Raw genomic sequence first — 8129 nt, 5'->3', positions numbered from 1 at the left:
ACCATGATGGTCCCCAGACCCCTGCAATAATGCAAAAATGAAACAGAAATGGAATAAAGCGTTTGGGTCATGCTCCGGGCGCAAATTCGGCGTCCGATTTCCAATCGTCCCTTCCATGCCTGAAATTCGGGCTGATACAGCGGTAGAACCAAACGGCTTGGCTTGATGATTTCGCCGGGAAGTCGGCAACCGATGTGGCGTTCAGGAGTCGTATACCCATTCTGGTACTCTCAGTCCACACTATCCTTGATGGTTATCATATCGTGGTGAGGATCGTCAATCTTTCTGGATGTAAACGCATCCATCTGTCCAGCAATAAAACCAGCATTTGAAACACAAAAAATTTTTTATTGATTTTATGATTTCATCGTTCTACAATTCCTTCGAACAATATGGATATTAATGATATTTACATTGTTTATGCTTTTCGAGGCTAACAGAATGCTGAGCGGTAATATAATGGACAAACATCGGGCGCCACGCATCGAATTCAGACAAAGGGCCTTTTTGGAGTTGATCGATCGGAGGGGTTTTACGGGGACAACCCTGAACGTATCTGAAACCGGAGCCTTTCTGGAGCTGGGTTTCTTGCCTCCGGACGTCACGGTCGGAGAGTTGGGCTTGCTTCATCCCGCTCCTTTCAAAACCAATCGATACCTGCTTTGCAAGATAGTTCGAATTACAGTCGAAGGTATTGGATTTTCGCTTATCGGTGTGGGCGAAATCCATTTCAATACTATGTTAGTAAAATATTGACCCAATTGATGAATTGTTTCTTTCTGCTGTGAGGTCAACAGTATGTTTTATATCAAACAAAGTATTTAATTAAGAGGATATTGAAGTGGATGGAATTTATGGAGGTTGTAATGCCCGGGTGTTTCCTTAACCCGGATAAGGTATTTGCCAAGTTTCAGCGTGAGCGTGCACTCCCTTAGGCGGATGCAGTGCCAGAAAGGGGATCTTCTTGACATTCAGGGGAATAACGCCGGCAAGGCGACAGTACGTTTCCGTCCGGATCGAGAACGGGCAATAGTGGAGCGATCGGAAGGAGAAACCCCGCCGGCACCCGACAGGGGGAATGGCCAAGGCGAAGATTCGCGATATTCCCGTTTACTCAAAAGGTTCCTTTCGGTTCAGGGAGTTGGTGGAGACCTCTGTCACTGCGGAATCACGTGTTTTTCGTGTCGGGTATTTCGCAAAATTATTATTGAAGAGTGTGAATTGATAAAGCCCGTCATGGCAAGTCGGTCAATAGGAAAGAACACTGTTATGAATTGGTTTTTTATTTATTTTTTTGTCGTTATCTGCTGTCTTGTGACGCCGCCCGTCGAATCGGCGGAGGGGGAAGTTTATCGTTTCGGGGTGCTTTCCCAGCGTAGCGCGGTCCTTACCGCCAAACATTGGAATCCCATTCTGGCGTGGGTTTCCCGGCGTTCCGGGGTCGAGTTGGAGCTGAACGTCGCTCGCACCGCGCCGGAATCAAATAAGGCCATCGCCGCCGGTGACTACGATTTCGTCTACTCCAACACCATTTTTTTGCCCGCCACCGCTGCCCAAGGCTATCAGGTGATCCTGCGTCCCCGAACCACCGCCATCAGCAGCCAGATCGTGACCCTGAAGGATTCACCCATCCAAGCCTTGCAGGATTTGGCGGGACGGGAGGTCGGGTTCCCCTCCAAAGCGGCCTTCGTCGGCTATGCCGTGCCCATGGACCATCTGCTGCGCGAGAAGATCGAGGTGCAGCCCGTGTTCGGCGGCAATCAGGAAGGGATCATGGGGCAATTGCAGGCGATGCGCGTCATGGCGGCCGGGGTTAACAGTCAGGTGATGCGCCACTTCGCCGCCAGAGAAAACCTGGCTTATCGGGTGTTGTGGGAATCCCAGGCCTTCCACAATCTGCCCATCGCCGCGCATCCCAGGGTCTCCGGCGATCACGTCGAGGCGGTGCGACGCGCCTTCGTCGAGATGCCGGATAATCCGGAAGGGGCTCAGGTGCTGGAGGTGGCGGCCAAGGAGCTCAATCAGGATCCCCCCTACGGCTTTGTTCGGGCCACTCATCAGGATTACCGGAACTACGTCGACTTTTATCGAACCTGCCTGACTCCCGACATCGAATGAACGCCCTGTCACGCCTTTCCCTGCCGGTGTGGAACAGGCTCACCTTCTCCCGTCGACTGTTGATCACGGCCAGCCTGGCCCTGGTGGTGGCCGGTATGGTCATGCTTTACACATCCACCGCGCGAGACGCCCTTGAAGCACGTCAAAACATGGAGGAGGAGCTGCAGATCCGGCTTTCCATCCTGCCCCAGTTGATGAGTGAAATGGCGGTAATCGGTGATTACGCCACCATGCGGCAAATGTTGGCTCAAATGGTGAGACGCGAAATCGTGGCACGGGTACGTTTCCAGGATCGCCATGGCGCCTACCTGGAAAGCGCCTCGCCCCGGTTGTCCCTCCAGGCTCCGGAATGGTTTCGGGACTGGCTCGGTTTGCGCGCCCCGGTGGGATCGGTGGCTCTGAATGTGGGTGGCCGTTATTACGGCGATATCCACGTGGAACTGACCGATCTGCCCACCGTCAACCGGGAATGGAGGCAATTGCTGCACCATCTGTCGGTGTTGCTGTTGGCCATTGTACTCGATTTCATCGGCATTTGGCTGGTGTTGCGCAATGGTCTGCGCCCGCTGCGGGATCTCGACCGGGGCAGCCGGAGCCTGGGCCAGGGGGATCTTTCGGTGCGACTGCCGGAGCTTGGCGCACCGGAACTGCGGGAAGCCATCATCGCTTTCAACCATATGGCGGATCGCCTGGAAGTTCGCGAGGCCGGATTCCGCACCCTGACCCAGGCTGTCGAACAGAGTCCGGTTTCGGTGATGATCACCGACCCGGAGGGGCAGTTGGAATACGTCAATCCCCGATTTTTCCATGTGACGGGTTATACCCGGTCCGAGGTACTGGGACGCAACCCCCGGTTCCTCCAATCGGGGCGCACCCCTCCGTCCATCTATCATGAATTATGGGGAACGCTTCGGGCCGGTGAGGAGTGGCGCGGAGAGTTGATCAATAAGCGCAAGGACGGGACATTGCTGTGGGAGTCCGCCGCCATTGCCCCGGTCCGGGACGCCAACGGCACGGTGCGCCATTACGTGGCGGTGAAGGAGGATTTCACCCAACGCCGGCAACTGGAGGAGTCGTTGCGCAAAGAGGAGGACTTGATGCGCTCCCTGCTCGCCTCCATGGGCGAGGGGGTTTATGGTGTCGACCGGGAGGGGCGCTGCGCTTTCATCAATCCGACCGCGCTGCGCCTGTTGGGCTATCCCGAGGGCGCCGATCTCACCGGAACCAATCTGCACGAGTTGATCCACCATCACCATCCCGACGGCTCCAATTACGCTTTGGAGAAGTGTCATGTGTGTCGCACCTTTATCATTGGCGAAGCCGTGCGTCGGGATGACGAAGTCTTCTTCCGTGCCGACTGCAGCTCGTTTCCGGTGGAGTACCATGCCCATCCCTTGAGGGAGGGCGAGCAGGTGTCGGGGGCGGTGGTTACCTTCAGCGACATCACGCAACGCCGTCGGACGGAGCAGAGTTTGATCCAGGCCAAACAGGCCGCCGAAGAGGCCAGTCGTGCCAAGAGTGCGTTCCTGGCCATTATGAGTCACGAAATCCGCACTCCCTTGAACGCCATTCTCGGCATGGCCGAGTTGTTGGCGGAGTCGAATCTCGACGAGGAGCAGCGCCTGGGCATGAAGGTGCTGCGTCGTGCCGGCAACGGGTTGCTCTCCCTGATCACGGACATTCTGGATCTGGTCGCCTTCGAGTCCGGACAGCCGGTGGTGGAGTTCCGGTGTTTCAATCTGGCGGATCTGGCCCAGGAGGCACAGGAGATCCATGCCTTTGCTGCGGATAAGAAGGGGCTGCGTCTCGATACCCGCATCGATCCGGCACTGCCCGGTTACATCTGGGGAGACCCGAAACGCTTACGTCAGGTGCTGCTCAATCTGATCGGCAATGCGGTGAAGTTCACCGCCGAGGGGGAAGTGCGCCTGGAGATCGTGCGGGGGGATTCGGAAACCATTCGATTTTCCGTATATGATACCGGTATAGGTATCTCCAGGGAACAAATGGATCGCCTCTTCGAGCCATTCTTCAAGATCGATTCCTCCAGTACCCGTCAGTATGGCGGCACGGGCCTGGGTCTGGCTATCTGCCGACAGTTGGTGGAGGTTCTCAAGGGGACCGTCGGGGTGGAGAGCCGGGAAGGAGAGGGGAGCCAATTTTATTTCGATCTGCCGTTGCGTGCGTGCCAGATCGATCGGTTGACGCCTGAGACACCCGCCGGTGAGACCGGGTCCGGCGCATCAAAGCCGGGGGATGTGGCCATCCTTCTGGCGGAGGATGCCGAGGACAACCGGATGCTGATCCAGTCATATCTGAAAAAGGTTCCCTGTCGCCTGACCATGGCCCGTGATGGGGCCGAAGCGGTCCGGCTGTTCAAGGCGCAGGAGTTTAATCTGCTACTGATGGACATCCAGATGCCCGGAATGGACGGCCTGCAGGCGACCCGGACGATCCGCGCCTGGGAGAAGGAAACCAAACGTCCGCACACCCCCATACTGGCCCTAACCGCCCACGCCATGCCGGGTGATCAGGAAAAGAGCCGGTTGGCCGGCTGCGATGAGCATCTTATCAAGCCGATCCGCAAGCGTGAATTGCTGGAAGTCCTGGGGCGATACGGGGCAACTATCGAGCTGGACAGACCCCGGAGTTGACAGCCTGTTGACATCCTTCCACCGGCAACCTGCGGAGCGAACCGCCTCTGCACGGGGAAATTCTTCGAAAGTGTTGGGCTGTTCAGCAGAAAAGATTTGCCAGAATTTCGAGCAGGCGAGCGAAACGGCAGGGAGAAACCCTCATCGTTCCTCTGAGGCAGGAGCGACTGATTTCATCGTCTGCTTCGGCATTTTCCAGCCGGTCATAATCTGACGAGCCGGATCACCCATGACATCACCGAAGAACCCCAGGTCGGCATGGTATCGGTCCAGCGCCCCAGGACGGTAATCCGGGGACACCCTACGCATTTCCTTATGGCTATAAAGGAAATGCGTATGCTGTCCACGGATTTGCTGCGGGGAATTTCCCACGAAAATGGCCGCCCGGGAAGGCGGCCTTGGATAGGATAGCATATTTACAAAATCGCGAGACACAATACGTATTTTCCCTATTGTGCAAAATCAAGTTATACCCTACGCATTTTCCTTATGGCTATAAAAGAAATAGGCATGGTGTCCCTCGATTCCACGGTATGGTGTCCCCTGATTTTGTGACTGAGGGCGACCACCCTAGCGAAACAGCGAGGAACCCAGTTTGTGACCACCACGACGTTTCAACGTTAATTTGAAACTATTTCGTTCAATACAGTATGAAACTGGGTGTTTGAAACAAATGAATGAAACAACCCCGTCATTCGGCAAAATTCCAATTAATTTTATCAAGCAAAATCAATTAGTTACCTGTTCATTGTTCATCATTGATCGTTTGGCGCGATATGTGCGTTATAAATTTTAGTGGCAAGCATTGGGCTTGAAACTAATTTAAGTCGGAAAACCCCCGCCTTTGACGGAGGAATCCGGCCTTCATAGAGGAAAACGTTATGAAAAACAGCAAAAAATTGATGCTGGCAGCAATGTTCGCTAGTTATGTGGTCGTGGGTGCAAGTGCTGCCTCCGCCGGAGGTCCGTCGCCCGTAAACCTGGGTTCCGCTGGAAATTTCGCAATTCTTAGCAAATCTGGAATCACCAACGTTTTTCGGTCCTCTGTTGTTGGGGATGTTGGAACGAGCCCCATCACCGGTGCAGCTCTCCTTCTCACCTGCGATGAAGTGCAGGGGAAGGTATACACCGTCACTGCGGCTGGTCCTCTACCCTGTACGATTAGCAACCCCAGCCTTCTGACCTCGGCGGTGAGCAGCATGGAAGCGGCTTACACGGATGCTGCGGGACGAACGGCACCAACTGCCACTGAACTGGGTGGCGGAGAGCTTAGCGGGAACCTCGCTCCCGGCATCTACAAATGGAGTTCGCCAGTTGTGCTGTCCGGCAATCTCACGCTCACAGGCGGCCCGAACGATGTTTGGATCTTCCAGATTGCGCAAACCTTTAATACCGCAGTTGGTTCAAGCATAAAACTTGAAGGAGGTGCTCAGGCCAAAAACGTCTTCTTTGCGGTCGCCGGAGCGACGACCCTTGGAGTTTCTTCGCATTTTGCGGGTATCATCCTTGGTAAAACTATGATCGCAGTTAACACTAGCGCTACGGTCGAAGGCCGGCTGTTTGCGCAGACCGCGGTCACTCTTCAGATGAATACGATTACCGAACCCAAGTAAAGAAGCATGTCTCTCCCGTGAGCTAGACACGCTCATCAAACTGTGCGCGTCGCTTTCAAGAGCCAAAATCGGCTTTTGAAGGCGACGCTCCGGGGGGGATTCCCAGGACGCCCGACTAAATTCCTAGAATCCGCAGAAGAATCCGGGGACACCATACACATTTCCTTATGGCGACAAAGGAAATGCGTATGGTGTTCTATGATTTCCTAACGGATTTCGTCAACCGGGTTTCCGGAAAAGCATGGAAAACTTTTATGTGTTGCTTAACATAAAACAGTAATGGAGAGTTCCTTGAAAAAACTATTCAATATCTTGTTTTTTTGTGCCACGCTTTGCACCGCAGGGGTGGTGCTGGCTGGTCAGACTCACGATCTGATTGACTCAGCAAAACGTGGTGATCTGGTTGCTGTGCAAGCCCTGATCAACAAGGGGGCGGATGTCAACGCCAAAGATCACGATGGCGATACCGCGTTGAAGAAAGCCTCTTCCGAAGGGCATCTGGAAATCGTGAAGGTTTTGCTCGACAAGGGAGCGGATGTCAACGCCAAAGATAACGATGGCGATACCGCGTTGAAGAAAGCCTCCTCCGAAGGGTATCTGGAAATCGTGCAGGTTCTGCTCGACAAGGGAGCGGATGTCAACGCCAAGGATCACGATGGCGATACCGCGTTGAAGAAAGCCTCCTCGGAAGGGCATCTGGAAATCGCGAAGGTTCTAATCGACAAGGGGGCGGATGTCAACGTCAAAGATAACGATGGCGATTCCGCGCTGAAGAAAGCCTCCTCCGAAGGGCATTTGGAAATCGTGAAGCTTCTGATCAACAAGGGGGCGGATGTCAACGCCAAAGATGCCAATGGCATGACCGCACTGGAGATAGCCTCCTTAAAAAATCGCCGTAATGTGATGAAGATCCTGATCGACAATGGGGCGGATAGTGACCAAGTTCGGCAACCGGAAACAATCTCCAAACCTTCTTTTGATATCAAGGAATATTGCAAAAAAATAGTCGGGTCAGTAGGTGGCAGTTACAGCATCATGGAAACGTGCATCGATAATGAGACAAAGGCAAGGGACAGACTCAGAAAACGTTAGATGGTAACCGTTCCTCACCCCAAAAAATACTATGAAAGTCAACAGATTGCAATGGCGACTTTCATAGTATTGGGTGAAAAACCACAACTCGTCGAGGATAAGGAGGCTTGACGGTAATCCGGGGATACCATACGACGATAATTCTGGGAGACTATACACATTTCCTTATGGCTATAAAGGGAATGCGTATGCTGTCCCCGGATTTCCTCGTCCATTGCAGACCATCCGGGAACAGAATGCCACCAAGGGATTTCATGGTTGCAACTCCGAATAAACGTTACTACAATAGAGACGATGAAGATCACCTACGATCCGGCCAAACGCGAAAAGACCCTGACTGAACGAGGGTTGGATTTTGAAGACGCCATTTCTGTCTTCCTAGGCGCGGAAGTGACTTTTCAGGATGACCGGATGGGCTATGGTGAATCCCGTTTTGTCACCGTCGGGTGCTTTGGCGAAAGAATGACAGTTATGGTTTGGACGCCTCGCGACGAGGGTCGTCGTATCATTTCCATGAGGTACGCCAATGAACGCGAAATCACCAGGTACCAAACCCGTTTGGGTTGACCCGGATGATGCTCCAGAGTTAACGGGCGAAGAATTGGATCGCCCTGACGCCGTGTGGTCAATTGGTGGCCAACGTGTTTCTTCT

General features: G+C 53.8%; 6 protein-coding genes. All 6 read left to right on the top strand.

From position 1 onward, the window contains the following. Positions 1–459: 459 nt before the first annotated feature. The 6 genes from HQL56_16200 to HQL56_16175 all read left to right on the top strand — a co-directional run bounded on the left by HQL56_16200 (position 460) and on the right by HQL56_16175 (position 8044). Entirely contained in the window at positions 460–756 is a 297-nt protein-coding gene (locus HQL56_16200; GenBank protein ID MBF0311057.1) for a PilZ domain-containing protein, read from the top strand. Between the two features lie 558 nt (positions 757–1314). Then, the gene (locus tag HQL56_16195) at positions 1315–2118 is read left to right on the top strand and encodes a phosphate/phosphite/phosphonate ABC transporter substrate-binding protein (GenBank protein MBF0311056.1); all 804 of its coding nucleotides are present in this window, start codon (positions 1315–1317) and stop codon (positions 2116–2118) included. Continuing rightward, positions 2115–4772: a PAS domain S-box protein gene (locus tag HQL56_16190; protein MBF0311055.1), complete on the top strand. Its 2658-nt coding sequence runs from the start codon at positions 2115–2117 to the stop codon at positions 4770–4772. Before HQL56_16195 ends, HQL56_16190 begins: the two co-directional genes overlap by 4 nt. Positions 4773–5653: 881 nt before the next feature. Further along, complete coding sequence (locus HQL56_16185) at positions 5654–6385, top strand: DUF3494 domain-containing protein (GenBank protein ID MBF0311054.1); 732 nt, start codon at positions 5654–5656, stop codon at positions 6383–6385. Positions 6386–6676: 291 nt separating this feature from the next. Continuing rightward, on the top strand, positions 6677–7477 hold the full coding sequence (locus tag HQL56_16180) for an ankyrin repeat domain-containing protein (protein ID MBF0311053.1): 801 nt from the start codon (positions 6677–6679) through the stop codon (positions 7475–7477). Positions 7478–7771: 294 nt separating this feature from the next. After that, the gene (locus HQL56_16175; protein ID MBF0311052.1) at positions 7772–8044 is read left to right on the top strand and encodes a BrnT family toxin; all 273 of its coding nucleotides are present in this window, start codon (positions 7772–7774) and stop codon (positions 8042–8044) included. The last annotated feature ends 85 nt before the right edge of the window (positions 8045–8129 follow it).

The organism is Magnetococcales bacterium, from assembly GCA_015231925.1.
In the GTDB taxonomy this organism is placed as follows: domain Bacteria; phylum Pseudomonadota; class Magnetococcia; order Magnetococcales; family JADGAQ01; genus JADGAQ01.
Note: the sequence above shows the minus strand (reverse complement) of the source record. Positions and strands in the feature narration are given on the sequence as shown.